The following is a 16,174-nucleotide window of genomic DNA, read 5'->3' as shown; positions in this document are numbered from 1 at the left end:
CCTGAAAAGCAAATGGCTAATACAGAGAAGGAAAATATCGAAACCTCTAAAAAACAGATACCTGTTAATGAGAAGGACAATGCCGTAACACCTGAAAAGCAAATGGCTAATACAGAGAAGGAAAATATCGAAACCTCTAAAAAACAGATACCTGTTAATGAGAACAACCAAAATGGTACAGTCGAAGAAAATTCAAACACTAAACCAACAACTGAAAAAACAGACAAGCAGGAGACTTCAACATTTAAAACCGAAACTGCTAAGCAAATCTTACCAGTAACTGGTGAGAAAGGAAGTTTATGGTTATTAACAAGTGGTATTATCGGGCTTGCAATTGCGTTATTTACACGTAAACGTAAATTATAATAATCACCTAACTGATACAGTTCTAAAGGATGAGAAAAAGCCCAGTACTGCTTCTCTAGATTCGCATCAACATCTCCACAACTTCCAGAGTGTGACAGACTTAAAATCAACCACAAAGCCCTCGCTAAGCTTATACATCTAGCGAGGGCTTTATATTTATTTTTTATAATCTTTTAGTTTTCGGTTAGTATAGCCATTTCGTTTGCTTTTAGTACTCGCTTCAAAGGTTCAGGGAACCTTTGAAGGCTGGAGATAAGTCGAAGCAAGTTTGCCTCAATAGCTACAGGTTGCTAGAACAGCCTAAAGGCTGTTCTAAGTTGGAAATGTCTCCTCGCTCGTCGAAGTAACCAAATGATTATAATGTTTGATAGAGTGAGGGGCGGAGTAATAAGATATCTTATCCGGCTACTCCCATATTTATTACTTAGTTGATTTCCGTACTTTGATTCCGTGGTTAAGAACTACCTCACGGTTTTCCAACTCTTCCTTGTGCATGATTTTGGTAAGCATGCGCATAGCAATTGCACCAATATCATATAGTGGCTGATTGATAGAGGTCAGGTTTGGACGGGTAAACTTGGTCACTAGGGAATCATCACTTGTAATGATTTCAAAGTCTTCTGGAACCTTGATGCCCATATCACTGACACCATTCAATAGACCAGCAGCAATCTCATCTTCTGCAACATAAGCTGCAGTTGCTCCGGCATTCAAAATACGTTCTGCTAGAGCGTAGCCTTCCTCGTATTTATACTTGGATTCAAAAACCAATCCTTCGTTAAACTCGATTCCGTTGTCCTTCAAGCCTTGTTTGTAGCCTGCAAAACGAACTTTACCATTGATGTCATCTACAAGTGGCCCTGATACAAAGGCAATTTTCTTGTTGTTCTTAGCTAATAGATTGACTGCATCAACACTAGCGGCAGCATAGTCAATATTGACGCTAGGTAATTGGTGCTCCAAGTCCACGGTACCAGCTAAAACAATCGGTGTACGTGAGCGTGAAAACTCCGCACGAATCTTGTCTGTCAAATGATAGCCCATGAAAATGATTCCGTCCACCTGTTTTGAGAATAGGGTATTCACCACATTGATTTCTTTCTCATCATTTTCATCACTGTTTGCTAGGACGATATTGTATTTGTACATATCGGCAATATCATCGATACCTTTGGCCAAGGTTGCAAAATAAGCATTAGCAATATTTGGAATCACAACGCCTACAGTTGTCGTTTTTTTACTTGCCAAGCCACGCGCAACAGCATTTGGACGATAATCCAAACGGTCGATGACTTCTAATACTTTTTTACGAGTATTTTCCTTTACGTTTTTATTCCCATTTACCACGCGCGATACTGTCGCCATGGACACACCTGCTTCACGGGCGACATCGTAAATCGTAACCGTATCATCAGTGTTTAACATAACTTTTGTACTCCCTTTCAATATTCTATTTCTATGAAAATTACGCTTTCACTCAACAATAGTGTATCACTTTTTGAAACCACTTTCAAGAGAAAAAACCTATTTTTTTGATAATACTTGCAATTTTTTTCATTTTTTGGAACAATAGTCTATATAATAAACGAAATTTTCACTTTTTTTACCACTACATGCTAGAAAGGTCTCCACTATGTCAAAATTACATCATGTTAAATCCTACTTAGAAGCCAACAAAATGGACTTGGCCATCTTCTCTGATCCAGTTAACATCTATTATCTGACTGGCTATCATAGTGATCCTCATGAACGCCACATGATGCTCTTTGTTATGCCTGACCACGACTCACTACTCTTTCTCCCTGCCTTGGATGTAGAGCGTGCGGTTGCGACTGTTGATTTTCCTGTAGCCGGCTATATGGACTCAGAAAATCCATGGCAGATTATCAAGAGCAAATTGCCACAAAAATCTTTCTCAGCAATCGGTGCAGAATTTGATAATTTGAATTTAACCCGCTACCATGGTCTTCAGTCTATCTTTAGCCAACCATTTTCAGACATTACGCCTCTGATTAATACTATGAAATTGATCAAGTCCCGTGATGAGATTGACAAGATGCTGATTGCCGGTGAGTTTGCGGACAAGGCCATGCAGGTTGGCTTTGACAATATCTCCCTTGATGTAACCGAAACAGATATTATCGCTCAGATTGAATTTGAGATGAAGAAACAGGGCATTTCAAAGATGAGTTTTGATACCATGGTCTTGACAGGTAACAATGCTGCAAACCCTCACGGTATCCCAGGAACAAACCGCATCGAAAACGATTCTCTGCTATTGTTCGACCTAGGCGTCGAAACCTTGGGCTACACCTCTGATATGACGAGAACTGTCGCTGTCGGCAAGCCAGACCAGTTTAAGAAAGATATATACAATCTGACCCTTGAGGCCCACATGGCAGCGGTCAATATGATCAAGCCTGGGGTGACTGCTGGCGAGATTGACTATGCCGCTCGCTCTGTGATTGAAAAAGCAGGTTATGGCGAGTACTTCAACCACCGACTCGGTCACGGTTTGGGAATGAGTGTCCATGAATTCCCATCGATTATGGAAGGCAATGATTTAGTCATCGAAGAAGGTATGTGTTTCTCTGTCGAGCCTGGTATTTACATCCCTGGAAAAGTTGGTGTTCGTATCGAGGATTGTGGCTATGTGACTAAAAACGGCTTCGAAGTCTTTACCCAGACGCCGAAAGAATTACTGTATTTTGAAGGGTAAAAAACAAGCCACCTACGATTTTGTAGGAGGTCATTTTGTTTAGAAATTTCTACCGTTTTTACCATATCCGTACCGTTCCATAAAGTCTTGACGGAACTCCAATAAATTATCATCCATAATGGCCTGACGGACATTTTTCATCAAATTAATCAAGAAGTAGAGGTTGTGATAACTTGTCAAACGAATACCAAACGTCTCGTCGGCCTTAAGTAAATGGCGGAGATACGCACGTGTATAGTTTTTACATGTGTAGCAATCGCACTCTGGATCTAACGGTGTAAAGTCCTCAGCGAACTGGGCATTTTTCACCACAAGACGTCCACGACTGGTCATACAGGTTCCATTACGCGCAATACGTGTTGGTAATACACAGTCAAACATATCAACCCCACGAATCACGCCATCAATCAAGCTATCTGGTGCTCCAACGCCCATGAGATAGCGTGGTTTATTCTCCGGTAAAAGAGGGGTCGTGAAGTCCAGTACAGCATTCATTTCATCGTGTGTTTCTCCAACAGCCAATCCTCCAATAGAGTATCCTGGAAAATCCATGCTAACCAAATCATGGGCTGATTGGCGACGAAGATCTTCAAAACCAGCACCTTGTACAATACCAAATAAGCCTTGGTCATGCGGACGGCGGTGAGCCTTGAGACCACGTTCTGCCCAACGACTGGTTCTTTCGATGGATTTTTTTACATAGTCATAAGGTTGATAGAACTGCGGACACTCATCAAAGCTCATCATGATGTCTGAGCCTAGATTGTTTTGAATGGAAATAGCTTTTTCAGGTGACAGGAACATCTTACTACCATTGAGATGGTTTTTAAATGTAACACCTTCTTCTGAGATATTGCGACTATCCGCCAAAGAATAAACTTGGAAACCACCTGAGTCTGTCAGGATTGGCTGGTCCCAATTCATGAACTTGTGCAAACCACCTGCACGCGCCACCAATTCGTCACCTGGACGAAGCCACAAATGATAGGTATTAGATAGGATAATTCCTGAACCCATCGCCTTCAATTCTTCGGGCGACATGGTTTTTACCGTTGCCTGAGTTCCAACTGGCATAAACATGGGGGTTGGAAAGGTCCCGTGTGGGGTAATGATTTCGCCCAAACGTGCACCTGTGTGCTTTTCTTTCTTAATCAAGCGATACTTGATTGGAACATCTGTCATGTTTTATTTACCTCCCGCTAGGAAAAACAATCCTAGGATATTAGTTCTGGATTCACAGTTCAGCTCTTTCATATCATATGTAAAAGCACTTTACTTGTGAATACAGTTTCTTAATCTTGCATGGTCTAATCCATCAGAATGTCTTCTTATTTCAGCGATATTTACCTTGTCTTCTACTTATTTAATAGTAAATAGATAGGCGCATCACAACAAACTGACAAATTACCACAGCACCTTCCAGTCTATCAAAAAAAGCCTAGCTTGTCATCTAGAATTATGTTACAATATTCAGCAAGGAGGTTATGTAGATGTTTACAATTTCTAATATACGTGAGCGGGCTCGCCAAACACTAAATGAGACACCTGGTATCTATCAATTGGCTGTCATCCCCGTCACTATTTCTGTTATCGTTCAGTTAATTTCTTTCTCTCGCAATAGCCTTGCTGAAGTAACAGCTGAGGAACTTGCTAGTCCTAGCTACTTTATTTCTACCTCCTTGTTTCCACTATTTTACGGATTGCTATTAGGACTACTGCATTTATCCATTATCTACACTATATTTCATCTTATCAAAGGGGTAAAAACTTCCACATCATTTAAAAATGTGCTGATGATTTTCAATCATAAAGATTTCTGGAAAATCTTTCGAACCTACATTTTAAAAAGTTTCTTGCTCTTCCTTTGGGGACTACTGTTTTACCTTGGTATTGGTTTACTTATCGGTGCTGGAACGATGATTACAATCATAGCTGCATCCAGTTGATCCTTGAACCCTGATGCACTTCCTATGGAAATCCTTGCCATACTAGGGCTAATGGCCATGGGAGGTGTCCTACTTATGGTTTTAGGAATTGCTCTTTATATTCCACAATTCTATGCTTATTCACAGGTAGAATATATCTTGTTTGAGCAATTAGAACGCAAGGAATATACAGGCGCTTTTTCAATCATTCGGTCTAGTCGAAAGTTGATGAAAGGTTACAAGTTTAAACGCTTTACACTTGATTTATCCTTCATTGGCTGGTTCCTTCTTGTCATTATTACATTTGGCCTGGCTGGTTTATATGTATGGCCGTATCACTATGCTGCACAAATGCACTTCCATGAAGAAATTTTAGATGAGCAGGCTAAGAAAATGAGTTACGTATAAAAATAAGAGCGATATCTGCTCTTATTTTTATATACACTTTTATGTCTAAATTTAAGAAAAAAATATAGTAATAATTGGTAAAAACATTTGGATTGTGTTATACTATGACTGAGGAGCGACAAAGGACTATTTTAGCCTGCTTGGTATTGGAGCAGATTTCTTCCTTTCTATTTTTTACGCCATGTGTAGTAATTTGTTCCAATTCTAAGCGCTCCTCCTTAGAGTCATCCGGCAGTTCAATGGTTCATTGAACTGCTTTTTCGATGAAAAAGGGAGTGGGAAAGAACTCGACCAGTCTAAAAAGAGTTCGTCAACAAGTCCTTATTTCCAGTTGTTGAGCTAAAACAGTCTATCCCCAGACTGTTTCACTCCCACCCCCGCACAGCTCAAACTGTCTGGGAGACAGTTTGAGGTTGGAGATGAAGCGAACTCTGTTCGCATCAGTCGTATAGGTCAGATTTGGAGTGTAATACACGAACAAATCTGCCAATCAACCACTGCGCTGAGATGTTGACACGAACTCTGAGTAGTAGCCACTGGGCTTTTTGCCCAGCCTCTATTAGTATTGTTCTTTCATTTCAAGATATTCAATCTTGATACATTTATTCATGACAATATCGTTACGACCTGCCTGACGCAACAGTTTTTCTGCTTCTTGACTTTCTAAACCAAGTTGAGCCCAGAAAACTTTGGCGTTCGACTGGATAAATTCCTGTGCTACCTCTGGTAAAAATTCACTTCTACGGAAAACATCTACAATATCAATAGGTTGGCCAATCTCTGCTAGACTACTATAGACCAACTCGCCTAAAATAGTCCCACCAGCAGCCTTGGGATTAACCGGAATAATTTTATAGCCCGCTTCCTGCATGAGCTTGGAAACGCGATAGGCTGCTGTCTCTTCTCGACTAGACAAACCGACCACTGCAATGGTTTTAGCATTTTTCAGATAGTCAAAGATAATGTCCTGACTAGGATTTTGGAAGGAATAAGACATAGAGACCTCCTTTAATGTATATTAAATGTTAGAATCAATAAAAGTTTAATGAATAAGGTGTGCTATACCACAATCTTGTCAATTTCAACTCGTTACTGATTATAGCTGTCTACCTTGATTATTTTTTAGCAATTTGGTACACAACATCCTTAACTTGGCCGATAACCTTTTTAAGATTGGTACGCTTTTTATCATCTCCTGGATCTAAGGAATAATAGATTGAACCAACAACCACGGAGTCGTCATAAGCAGCTGTTGATTCCATCCGATAAAAAGTCAGACGAGCTAATTTTTGATCTGTTAATAACTGTCGCCCAACCTGCCATTCCTGACCATTGATTGTGACAACCGTCTTTTCACTGAAAGAATGATTTGTTTCAACCATCCGTGCTTCTAATTCCTCCGGCGTCATATTGCGACCGTCTTCCAATGGAGACTGATTAAAAGCATTGATATTATAGAGTTGGACCATGTAATTGCTGGAACCTTCTTTAACATCATAGACTGCAGCGACTGTCTCATCCTGAGTATTTTCTGCATTAATTGTCCAAGTAGATGGCACATCATAATAACGGAAATATTCCTTGATATTCCCATTTTCATCTTTTTCAGCAACACCATTATTGGCCGCATAAATCTTGTGGCCTTTTTGTGTTTCGTCAGCAGGTGGTGTACTATTAACAGCTACAAGCTCTGCATTTGCTAAAACATTGAACTGTTCGTTCGTAGTATCCTGCTTTTCTTGCAAAATCGGTAAAGTGGTTGAAAACTCTTCCCCTGAAGAAGCTGGTGTTTTCTCTGCCTTCTGCGATGTTTTTCCGCAACCTGCGAGCAGAAGACTACATAGACCAATACAAAGAACTATTTTTTTCATACTCTTCCTTTCTTACTTAGCTTCATACCATGTCGGTCCCTCATTTTCATCCGCAATCAATGGCACAGACAGGCTAATCGCCGATTCCATGGTCTCTTTTACCATAGCTTTTACCGTTTCTAGCTCTGCCACTGGGACTTCCAAAACAATCTCATCGTGTACTTGCAATAACATACGTGTCGCAAGACCTGCTTCAGTCAAAGCCTTGTCAAGATTAATCATGGCTACTTTGAGAATATCTGCAGCCGAACCTTGAATTGGTGAGTTGATGGCTGTTCGTTCCGCAAAATTACGGACATTGAAATTGCGAGAGTTTATATCTGGTAATTCACGACGGCGTTTGTAAATCGTCTCTACATAACCCTTATCACGTGCCTCACGAACAATGGTTTCCATGTAATTCTTAATTCCTGGGAAGCGCTCAAAATAGGTATCAATATAGGCTTTAGCTTCCTTACGTGTAATCCCCAAGTTATTGGATAGACCGAAATCTGAAATACCATAGACAACACCAAAGTTTACAGCCTTGGCATTCCGACGATCATTTGGTGTCACATCCTCAGCTTTTTCGATACCGAAGACCCGCATAGCTGTCGAAGTGTGAATATCTGCACCTTGCTGGAAGGCCTCAATCAAATGCTTGTCCTGAGAAATATGAGCCAAGACGCGCAATTCAATCTGTGAATAGTCCGATGCTAAAAGGACACTATTTTCAAGCGATGGCACAAATGCCTTACGAATCAAGCGCCCTTGTTCTAGACGAACAGGGATATTTTGCAGGTTGGGGTCCGTCGAAGATAGGCGACCTGTTTGTGTCAAATCCTGTACATAGCGGGTATGGATCTTACCATCTTCTAAAATGGCATCCTGCAAGCCGACTACATAAGTTGATTGAAGCTTGGTAATCTGACGGTATTCCAAGATTTTTGAAACAACTGGTGCAATTGGCGCTAATCGTTCTAAGACATCTACTGCTGTTGAATAGCCTGTCTTGGTTTTCTTGGTATATTCCAACGGTAGTCCCATCTCTTCAAAGAGAATAGTCCCAAGCTGCTTAGGCGAATTGATATTAAATTCCTGACCAGCTAGTTCATAGATTTCCTTGGTCAACTGGTCAATCAAAACTTCATTTTCAGATTGCATAGCTTTGAGAGTCTCAGCTTCCACTTTAATACCAGCAATTTCCATCTTAGCTAAAACATTTGCCAGCGGCAACTCCATGTCAAACAAAAGATCTAATTGCTGATTTTCTTCTAATTTGGTCAACATCGGCTCTTCTGTCTCAATCAAAACCTGAACCTTACGTGCCAAGTGTGGGAAAAAGATCTCGCGTTCTGGCAAGTCTAACTTAGCACCCTTGCCATAAACTGCCTCATCTGGAACAAGACTGGTCTGACCATAGAGGTTGGCAATGGTTGTTAGGGAGTTGTCCTCAACAGTGGAAAGCAAGTATTTGGCTAGACGGCTATCGAAAGTAGCTGGAGGTAGCGTAATCTCTTTTCGGTCGAGAAGAACTTTTCCACGCTTGAAGTCATAGGTTTTTATGGTTTGTTTTTCTAAAAAGTCACGCAAGACTGGACTATCAAGTAGCTCAGGCCCTCCGACATAGATTTTCTCCTTATCTCCCCAAGCTAAACCAACCAAATCCTCTCGGTGATAATTTTCACCCAAGATTTCAAAATAGAAAAACTGGTCTTGTTTGAGCATAGCGGGGCTGATTTCCGTTACGATTTGGAAATCAAGTACCGCTTCCTCTTGCGAGCTGGTCGTACCTAACTGAGCCCTTAATTGCTTGAAGCCCATGTCATCATAAAATTGTCCCAGTTCATCTACCTTAGGGCCTTGATAAACAATGTCATCCAGACCAATTTCGATTGGTGCCTGAGTATCAATGGTAGCAAGTGTACGAGATAGGAAGGCCTTCTCCTTATCAGCAATCAGGTTTTCTTTCATCTTAGAAGCCTTCATGCTGTCAATGTTTTCGTAGATACCATCCAAAGAACCAAATTCTGTCAGGAGTTTTAGACCGGTTTTTTCACCGATTTTGGTCACCCCAGGGATGTTATCGGACTTATCGCCCATGAGGGCCTTGAGGTCAATAAACTGAGTAGGGGTAATCCCCATTTTTTCCATGAGGTAGGCTGGGGTAAATTCTTCGAATTCGGCAACGCCTTTCTTGGAAATTTCGACTACGGTGTTCTCATCAGTCAGCTGGATCAAATCCTTATCACCGCTGACAATGGTTACATCGAAAGGAATCTCTGTCCGCTCTGCCATTTTGTCCAAGGTACCGATAATGTCATCTGCCTCATACTGATCCAGTTCGTAATGCTTGACTCCCATGGCATCCAACATCTGACGGATAAAGGGAAATTGTTCACGGAATTCGTCTGGAGTCTTGGCACGACCTGCCTTATAGTCTGCATACATCTCCGTACGGAAAGTGGTCTTTCCAGCATCAAAAGCCACAAGAATGTGGGTCGGCTCAATCCGCTTCATCATGTGGTCCAGCATGAGATTGAAGCCGTAGATAGCATTGGTGTGAAGACCGTTGGCATTCTTGAAGCGGTCAATTTGGTTATAAAGTGCAAAGAAAGCACGGAAGGCTACCGAAGAGCCATCGATTAATAATAATTTATTTTTTTTCATGTCTCTATTATAGCATGGATGGGGGAGTTTTGTGGGACTTAGAGGGCTGGAATAACAGAAAATCCCAGCCGAGGCTAGGATTTCTCTTTTCGATAATAAATGTTCTTTGCGACTACTAAACTATGAGGTTTTTCATATTCTTGATCTAGGTAAGATTGGTAGGTTCCGGGTGCGATAAATCCACGCATACCAAGTATGTCAGTTCCAGCTTGTCCAATCACAGAATCAGCCAGAAGAACGCAATTAGTAGATAGGACGAAATAGGTTTTAAATTTAGACTTTCTAAATTTGAATAATTCCGCATGTATTGCCTCTTTCATTCGATAGGCATACATTTCAATCGGCTGGCCGTCTGCCGTTTTCGATACTTTTTCAGGACTTGGATTCCAAGGTAGGAGCAGATTATCAATTTCAGCCAATCGAGCCTCAACTGCTTCTTCCTGTTCAGGTGTCAGGCTTAGCTGATAACCCAACATAGTCATTCCTTCTTGATTACAGAAGTCAATATAGGCTTGGCGCTCTGCTTTGAACAAGACTCCATCACCAATCGCACCACCCAAACGCTCAGACAGGACATCGTATGAACCATAACCATAGACCTGCCCTTTGTAACTCAAATCAACATGTCCAACTGCTCCGAACCCTTCTTCCCCAACGTGTACAAAGACTTCTAATGCTGGAAGCTCCACAATTTCTTTGTGGCGGTTATAGATAGATTGAGCCGTTTGTCCCTTATTATCCGCCAAGTAATCATTGACTTTTTGCAGGGTCATACGAGGAATCAAAGCTGCTAAAAATAAAGGTAGGGGCAAACGGACATGGCGCTTAATATTTTGTTGCTCAATAGCCTCCTCAAACAAGAAACCATCACGCAGATTAGTTAGTCCGTACAAGACCAGATAACCTCCGATGACAATGGTTTGAACAACCAGCTGTGTGCCTGACACAAATAGGGAAGCTGAACCTAGTAAAGATAACCAAATTCCATCTATTTAAATAGCGAATCCGTGGCTGTACCCCATCTTTTCGATATAGGTAAAAAGTAATAAAATTAATGACTGCCGTAAAAAGCTGATAAATCCCAATAAAAATAGCCGCGAAATAGAGGGGAATTTGAACAGCTAAATCGAGACTGGCTAGGATCCCGAAAAGAACAGCCTTCCCAACTAGCGCAATGACACTTTCACTCGATTTCTTCTTTCTGAAAAATATCATGCTCAATTCATATAAAGCTAAAAAGAATAGACCTGCGTGAACAAATCGAAGAATCAGTCCTGGAAATTGCCAGCCAGCAATTAAAAAACCAAGTCCAACAAGGACCAAAATAAAACCTTCACCAACTAACTTTCTGCCAGTTAATCCTAAATCACTTATTTTTTTCATGAGATGATTATAGCATATTTCTAGACTTATGTTTGCAAAGAGGCTGGGCAAAAAGCTTAACCTCGCTTCTCAGGGTTCGTGTCAACATCTCAGCGCAGTGGTTGATTGGCGAATTTGTTCGTGTTTTACACTCCAAATCTGACCTAATCAACTGTGCGGGGGCGGGAAGACGAACTCTTTTTAGACCACTCGAGTTCTTTCCCACTCCCTAATCAACTGACTTCAAGGCCTCCAGCATATCCACCTTTCTCAGATGGTGATTGACGTACCAACCAAGAGCAGCCAAAATTCCACTAATGGCTAAGATAGGAATGAGATAGACTTCTAGTCCGACAGATGGATTGAATCGGATACTGTCCGAACCAATCATGGCAAGAAGGAGCTTGTGGAGATAAATACCGCCAACCAGTCCAACCAACATACCAATCAGCGAAAGGGCAATGGTTTCACGATAGATGTACATGGTCACCTCTTTATTGTGGAAGCCCAGTACCTTGATAGTGGATAATTCACGAATCCGTTCGGACATATTGATAATTGTAAGGTTGTAAAGAATAACCAAGCCAAGCAAGATGGATAGAATGACTAGAATGGTCATGATGGTCTGAAGCGAGCCCGCAATCGTGGTAAGCATGTCTATAAGAGAAGTATTTTGAACCAAACTTCTGACTGCTGGCATCGCTAGGAGTTGACTTGCAAGAGTCTGAATATGCCCCAACTGCCTGTCTTTCAACTGAACCAAATAGGCATTGGCAATCTTCTGCTTGCTGGTCACTTGTTCGTAGTAGCTATCTGTCATATAGATAAAATGTCCTGCGTACATATCAGCCACAGCCTCTACCCTGACTGAAACTTCCTTATCTTCCAAGGTCAGTGATAACTTATCACCAACTGAGACCCCGTAGATTTGCGCCAATTTTTCTGTGAGAACAATCCCCCTGTCACTCAGTTTAATAGGCTGACCTGTCGAACTTTCCAGACTGACTTGATTTCCAAAATCCCGACGGTCTGAAATGTAGAGACTAATCGATAAATTCTTTCTCTGACCGTTTTCTTCCACCGTTTGATGGAGCTGTTCAAAAGCCACTGGCAAAGATTGCCGAACCTGATCTGACTGAAGAAAATATGTTAACTTATCCAACTCTTCCTCAGTAGCTCTGCTATTTTCCACCACCAACATATCATAATGGATCAGCTTCCCAAACTGTCGTTGGACAACTCCTGAGATGGAGGAACGGATACCCAGTCCTCCAAAAAGAAGGGCGACGGTCCCTGCTACTCCAAAGATGGTCATAAGCATACGAAGCTTGTAGCGGAAGATATTGCGGGCTGTCACCTTATGGGTAAAACTTAGACGCGACCAGATAGCTGGCCATTTTTCTAGCCAAATGCTGGAGCCTGTAACAGGTGGCTTAGGTAAAAGTAGCTGAGCAGGTTTTTCTGTCAGCTCCCGACGAGCCACCAAGTAAGCTGGCAGGACCGAGGAAGCCAAAGACAGGAGCAAGGCTAAACCTGTCCAAAGGGGATAAAAATGAAGTTTAGCTGGTCCAATCACGGTTGTCTGCGTAATAATGTTGGAAATAAGTGGAGACAAGAGGAGATTACCTGCTATTATACCGACTATTGTTCCTACCAGACCTGCCGCCAAACCATAGAGAATGAACTTAGTCATAATCTGTCTATTCGTATAGCCAAGGGCCTTGAGGAGACCTGACTGTGTTCGCTCTTCATCGACAAAACGGGCCATGGTGGTAAAAGTCACTAGAGCTGCGACAAGGTAGAGAACAACTGGGAAGACATTGCCCACTGCAGCAATAGACCTAGTCGCATTGCTATAGGTAGTATAGCCATCCCCACCTGGTAGGCTTGAGCGAGTATAGACCTGATAGGGCGCTTTTTCCAGCTTACTTAAGTCGGATTTAGCCTGAGCAATCTCGGTTTGAGCTTGGCTAATTTCTTGATTAGCCGTGGCTTTCTTCTCAGAAAATTGGGATTGAGCTCGACTTAACTCTTTATCAGCCTCCTCCAAACGGAGTTCTTCCTGACGGAGCAGTTGATTTGAAGACTCTAACTGACTCAGTCCCCATTCATAGTCTTCTACTCCTTTATTGTAGGCTGCAATGCCTTGTTCATACTGACTCAAACCTGCTTGATAACGAGCCAAACCTGCCTGATATTCTTGATTCCAAGTTTGGTACTGGGCTAGATTGCTATTGTATTCATTTTGTTTGGTTTGATAGTAATCATAACCTTGTAAATAGGCTTGGTTGGCCTGCTCATGTGCAGATTCCATTTGGTCTAATCGGCTTTTCTCAACATCCAAACCTTCCTGTCTAGCCAATAAGTCAGGATAGTCTGAGAGGGTTTGGCCTTCTTGCAAGTGATTGGCAATTTCAAGGTCTAACTCTTTCTGAGCTTGAAACCAACTAGCTCGCCCTGTGGAAATCTGAGATGCGGTCTGACTCAGTTGGGCATTTTGGGAATCCAGTTGCTGTTTGGCACTTTCCAAGCGTTGAGCAGTTTCAAGTAGTCCCTCGTGACTTACATCCAAAAAAGATTTGCTTTGGTCTAGTTTATCCTTCTGGCTGTCCAACTCTTTTTTACTTTCATCCAATTGAAACTTGGTTTGTAATAATTGAGCAAGGACGGTTCGCAATTCCATTTCCGACTGAACTAGTTTGGCCCTACCACGCGCAAACTCTCTACGACCACTTGCGAGCTGGTCTTTCCCAGATGCCAATTCTCCTGCTGCTTGATCCAGCTGGGATTGAGCCTGAGCAATTTCCTCTTCCCCTTTTGAAATATCTGTCTGTCCATCTGACTGAATAGTTGCCAATCGTTGTTCATCATTGTTAGCCAATAACTTTTCTAAGTCTTCTTGGTGCTGGTCCAACCTATCTTGATAGGCCTGACTGTAATATGGTAAATCAACCAAATCATCATAGCGAATACGGGCAATAGTGTAAACTTCTGATTTGAAGGTATCCTGACTAACAAGGCCATAGCCACCTAACTGCCCATCACCACTTGCAGCCATGCCCATGGTTTCATTGTCCCAAATTTCTGCTGATGCGACAAAGCCCACAACTTTAAAGGTGATTTGGGTCAGGATGGTGCCATCCTTGTCAGGCTCGGTTACTTGAAATGTATCGTCCAATTTGTAACGATTTTTTAAAGAAGCTGATAGGGCTATTTGCCCCTTTTGGCTGGGCATTTCCCCTGCTACTAGCTTATAGGTCGATAGGGTCTTGGGTGCTGAAAACAACCGAATTGCAGTCTGGCCTTCATTAGTAATCACATCTTTAAAGTAGCCCGCTTCAAGAGTAGCACCTTCTATCGTTTCTAATTCGTCAAGGTCAGCTTGACTAAGTCCCAGACTTGAAATTACCGCCAAATCCATCGTTCGATGACTGGCTATATAGGCTTGGGCCGTCTTTTCCATATTGGGAGCTGTTACTTTCAGACCTGTCAAAGCTAGAGCTCCTAGCATCATCAGGCTAAATATGGACAAAAAACGCCCCTTGGAAGAAAGCAGAGATTGCCTCATATCCTTCCAGTAGATTTTCTTTTTCATAGTTTCACCCACTAATATTCTAGACTAGCAATATCCTGCGGTTCTGCGTTCAGCTCGACCGAATGCACACGGGCATCCCGCATTCGAATGACCCTGTCTGCAATAGGGGCTAGGGAACTATTGTGGGTAACGATGATCACCGTCGCCCCTTGTGTGCGGGACATATCTTGTAGGATTTGCAAGACCTGCTTACCTGTATGGTAGTCCAGAGCGCCAGTTGGTTCATCGCAAAGCAAAATTTTAGGCTTTTTGGCAACGGCACGGGCAATGGCCACACGTTGTTGTTCACCGCCTGAAAGCTGAGCAGGGAAATTATTGATTCGGTGAACGAGTCCGACCTGTTCCAAGACTTCCTCAGCATCCAAGGCATCCTTGACGATTTCTGCAGCTAATTCCACATTTTCCTTGGCGGTCAGATTGGCAACCAGATTGTAAAACTGAAAGACAAAACCCACATCGTCTCTACGATAATTGGTCAGTTCATGACTTGACAGCTTGGCAATGTCCACACCGTCAACCCAGACCTCCCCCTCATCGTTGCTGTCCATGCCTCCCAAGATATTGAGCAGAGTGGATTTGCCCGCACCAGATGAGCCAAGAATGATGACCAGCTCCCCCTGTTCAATCTCAAAGGACACGCTGTCATTGGCCACAATGGTCGCATCCCCCATCTGATAATATTTCGAAGAATTCTTTACTTGGATATAGGACATGGTACACCTCGCTTTTCTTAGTAATATTATAACATAAAGAGAGGGTGCTTACCCCCTCTTAACATCTATTATACTTGGGCAATGGCAGAGCCACCATAGAGTTTGAGTTCTTCTCTGATCGTTTGGTAGTAATAGCGATCGAAGGCCTGCCAAACCTGCCTGCTAGTCTCACTCAACCGCAGGTCGCCCAGTCCAACTAGAAAACTGGTCGAACGATAAAATTTCTCAATCGCAATCAGTTCTGTATTGGTAACCATTTTAGCCTCCGACAATATGCGTGTCGTCTCTGTCAAATTATGTTGGAACCGTTGCTCATCAGCTGTTCCTACTTTATCTGCTTGGAAGGCCCGATTCAAGTCTTGAATGAGAGCCAAAACGTCTTGAATAATCTGTGTCTTTTCCATAAAAGACCCTCCTTGTTTTTGATAAATTTAGTATATCAAATTTAATAAAGATATTCAAGTTCTTTATTTTTTCATAATATTAATTCCCCCAGGATCAAATCCATCAGAACTTCTCGTAACGGTTCGTTTAAGGGGAATGATTACTATTGCGATTGCGAGAAG

10 protein-coding genes and 2 pseudogenes are annotated in these 16,174 nt (G+C 42.1%); 3 read left to right on the top strand and 9 right to left on the bottom strand.

Features of this window, described 5'->3' with window-relative positions; translation table 11 throughout:
- Positions 1 to 366: LPXTG cell wall anchor domain-containing protein (locus tag SST111_RS10495; RefSeq protein ID WP_142350761.1), on the top strand; the 366-nt coding region annotated here is incomplete at its 5' end.
- Positions 367 to 786: 420 nt separating this feature from the next.
- On the opposite strand, the gene ccpA is transcribed toward SST111_RS10495, so the two are convergent.
- On the bottom strand, positions 787 to 1,791 hold the full coding sequence (ccpA, locus tag SST111_RS10490; protein ID WP_004298830.1) for a catabolite control protein A: 1,005 nt from the start codon (positions 1,789 to 1,791) through the stop codon (positions 787 to 789).
- A 208-nt stretch (positions 1,792 to 1,999) separates the two neighbouring features.
- Here ccpA and SST111_RS10485 point away from each other — a divergent pair, with 208 nt between their 5' ends.
- Entirely contained in the window at positions 2,000 to 3,085 is a 1,086-nt protein-coding gene (locus SST111_RS10485; protein WP_099811233.1) for a M24 family metallopeptidase, read from the top strand.
- A gap of 39 nt (positions 3,086 to 3,124) precedes the next feature.
- Here SST111_RS10485 and tgt read toward each other — a convergent pair whose 3' ends face one another.
- Entirely contained in the window at positions 3,125 to 4,267 is a 1,143-nt protein-coding gene (tgt, locus tag SST111_RS10480) for a tRNA guanosine(34) transglycosylase Tgt (RefSeq protein WP_044765060.1), read from the bottom strand.
- A gap of 308 nt (positions 4,268 to 4,575) precedes the next feature.
- On the opposite strand from tgt, the pseudogene SST111_RS10475 reads away from it, so the two are divergent.
- Positions 4,576 to 5,418: pseudogene (locus tag SST111_RS10475) on the top strand (DUF975 family protein).
- A gap of 559 nt (positions 5,419 to 5,977) precedes the next feature.
- Here SST111_RS10475 and SST111_RS10465 read toward each other — a convergent pair.
- The 7 genes and pseudogenes from SST111_RS10465 to SST111_RS10430 form a co-directional block, all read right to left on the bottom strand.
- A complete protein-coding gene (locus SST111_RS10465) occupies positions 5,978 to 6,415 on the bottom strand; it encodes a CoA-binding protein (protein ID WP_099811231.1) in 438 nt (145 codons plus the stop codon).
- Positions 6,416 to 6,533: 118 nt separating this feature from the next.
- On the bottom strand, positions 6,534 to 7,289 hold the full coding sequence (locus SST111_RS10460) for a glucose-6-phosphate isomerase (protein WP_099811229.1): 756 nt from the start codon (positions 7,287 to 7,289) through the stop codon (positions 6,534 to 6,536).
- Positions 7,290 to 7,301: 12 nt separating this feature from the next.
- A complete protein-coding gene (gene polA / locus SST111_RS10455) occupies positions 7,302 to 9,938 on the bottom strand; it encodes a DNA polymerase I (protein WP_099811227.1) in 2,637 nt (878 codons plus the stop codon).
- 74 nt (positions 9,939 to 10,012) lie between these two features.
- Positions 10,013 to 11,321, bottom strand: a pseudogene (locus SST111_RS10450) (hypothetical protein).
- Between the two features lie 208 nt (positions 11,322 to 11,529).
- Positions 11,530 to 14,895 carry an FtsX-like permease family protein gene (locus SST111_RS10440; RefSeq protein ID WP_099811239.1) on the bottom strand — a complete coding sequence of 1,122 codons (3,366 nt, stop codon included), beginning with the start codon at positions 14,893 to 14,895 and terminating at the stop codon, positions 11,530 to 11,532.
- Positions 14,896 to 14,906: 11 nt separating this feature from the next.
- Positions 14,907 to 15,608 (bottom strand): ABC transporter ATP-binding protein, encoded by a 702-nt coding sequence (locus SST111_RS10435; RefSeq protein ID WP_099811223.1) that lies wholly within the window; start codon positions 15,606 to 15,608, stop codon positions 14,907 to 14,909.
- A gap of 68 nt (positions 15,609 to 15,676) precedes the next feature.
- On the bottom strand, positions 15,677 to 16,012 hold the full coding sequence (locus SST111_RS10430) for a helicase BlpT (RefSeq protein ID WP_099811220.1): 336 nt from the start codon (positions 16,010 to 16,012) through the stop codon (positions 15,677 to 15,679).
- Between the last annotated feature and the right edge of the window lie 162 nt (positions 16,013 to 16,174).

Source organism: Streptococcus suis YS161, assembly GCF_002760245.1.
In the GTDB taxonomy this organism is placed as follows: Bacteria; Bacillota; Bacilli; order Lactobacillales; family Streptococcaceae; genus Streptococcus; species Streptococcus suis_I.
This window is presented reverse-complemented; position numbering and strand designations above follow the sequence as displayed.

Excerpts from the sequence above, each read along its gene's own strand:
- ccpA (WP_004298830.1), bottom strand. The coding sequence starts at position 1,791 with ATGTTAAACACTGATGATACGGTTACGATTTACGATGTCGCCCGTGAA.
- SST111_RS10485 (WP_099811233.1), top strand. The coding sequence starts at position 2,000 with ATGTCAAAATTACATCATGTTAAATCCTACTTAGAAGCCAACAAAATG.
- tgt (WP_044765060.1), bottom strand. The coding sequence starts at position 4,267 with ATGACAGATGTTCCAATCAAGTATCGCTTGATTAAGAAAGAAAAGCAC.
- SST111_RS10465 (WP_099811231.1), bottom strand. The coding sequence starts at position 6,415 with ATGTCTTATTCCTTCCAAAATCCTAGTCAGGACATTATCTTTGACTAT.
- SST111_RS10460 (WP_099811229.1), bottom strand. The coding sequence starts at position 7,289 with ATGAAAAAAATAGTTCTTTGTATTGGTCTATGTAGTCTTCTGCTCGCA.
- polA (WP_099811227.1), bottom strand. The coding sequence starts at position 9,938 with ATGAAAAAAAATAAATTATTATTAATCGATGGCTCTTCGGTAGCCTTC.
- SST111_RS10440 (WP_099811239.1), bottom strand. The coding sequence starts at position 14,895 with ATGAAAAAGAAAATCTACTGGAAGGATATGAGGCAATCTCTGCTTTCT.
- SST111_RS10435 (WP_099811223.1), bottom strand. The coding sequence starts at position 15,608 with ATGTCCTATATCCAAGTAAAGAATTCTTCGAAATATTATCAGATGGGG.
- SST111_RS10430 (WP_099811220.1), bottom strand. The coding sequence starts at position 16,012 with ATGGAAAAGACACAGATTATTCAAGACGTTTTGGCTCTCATTCAAGAC.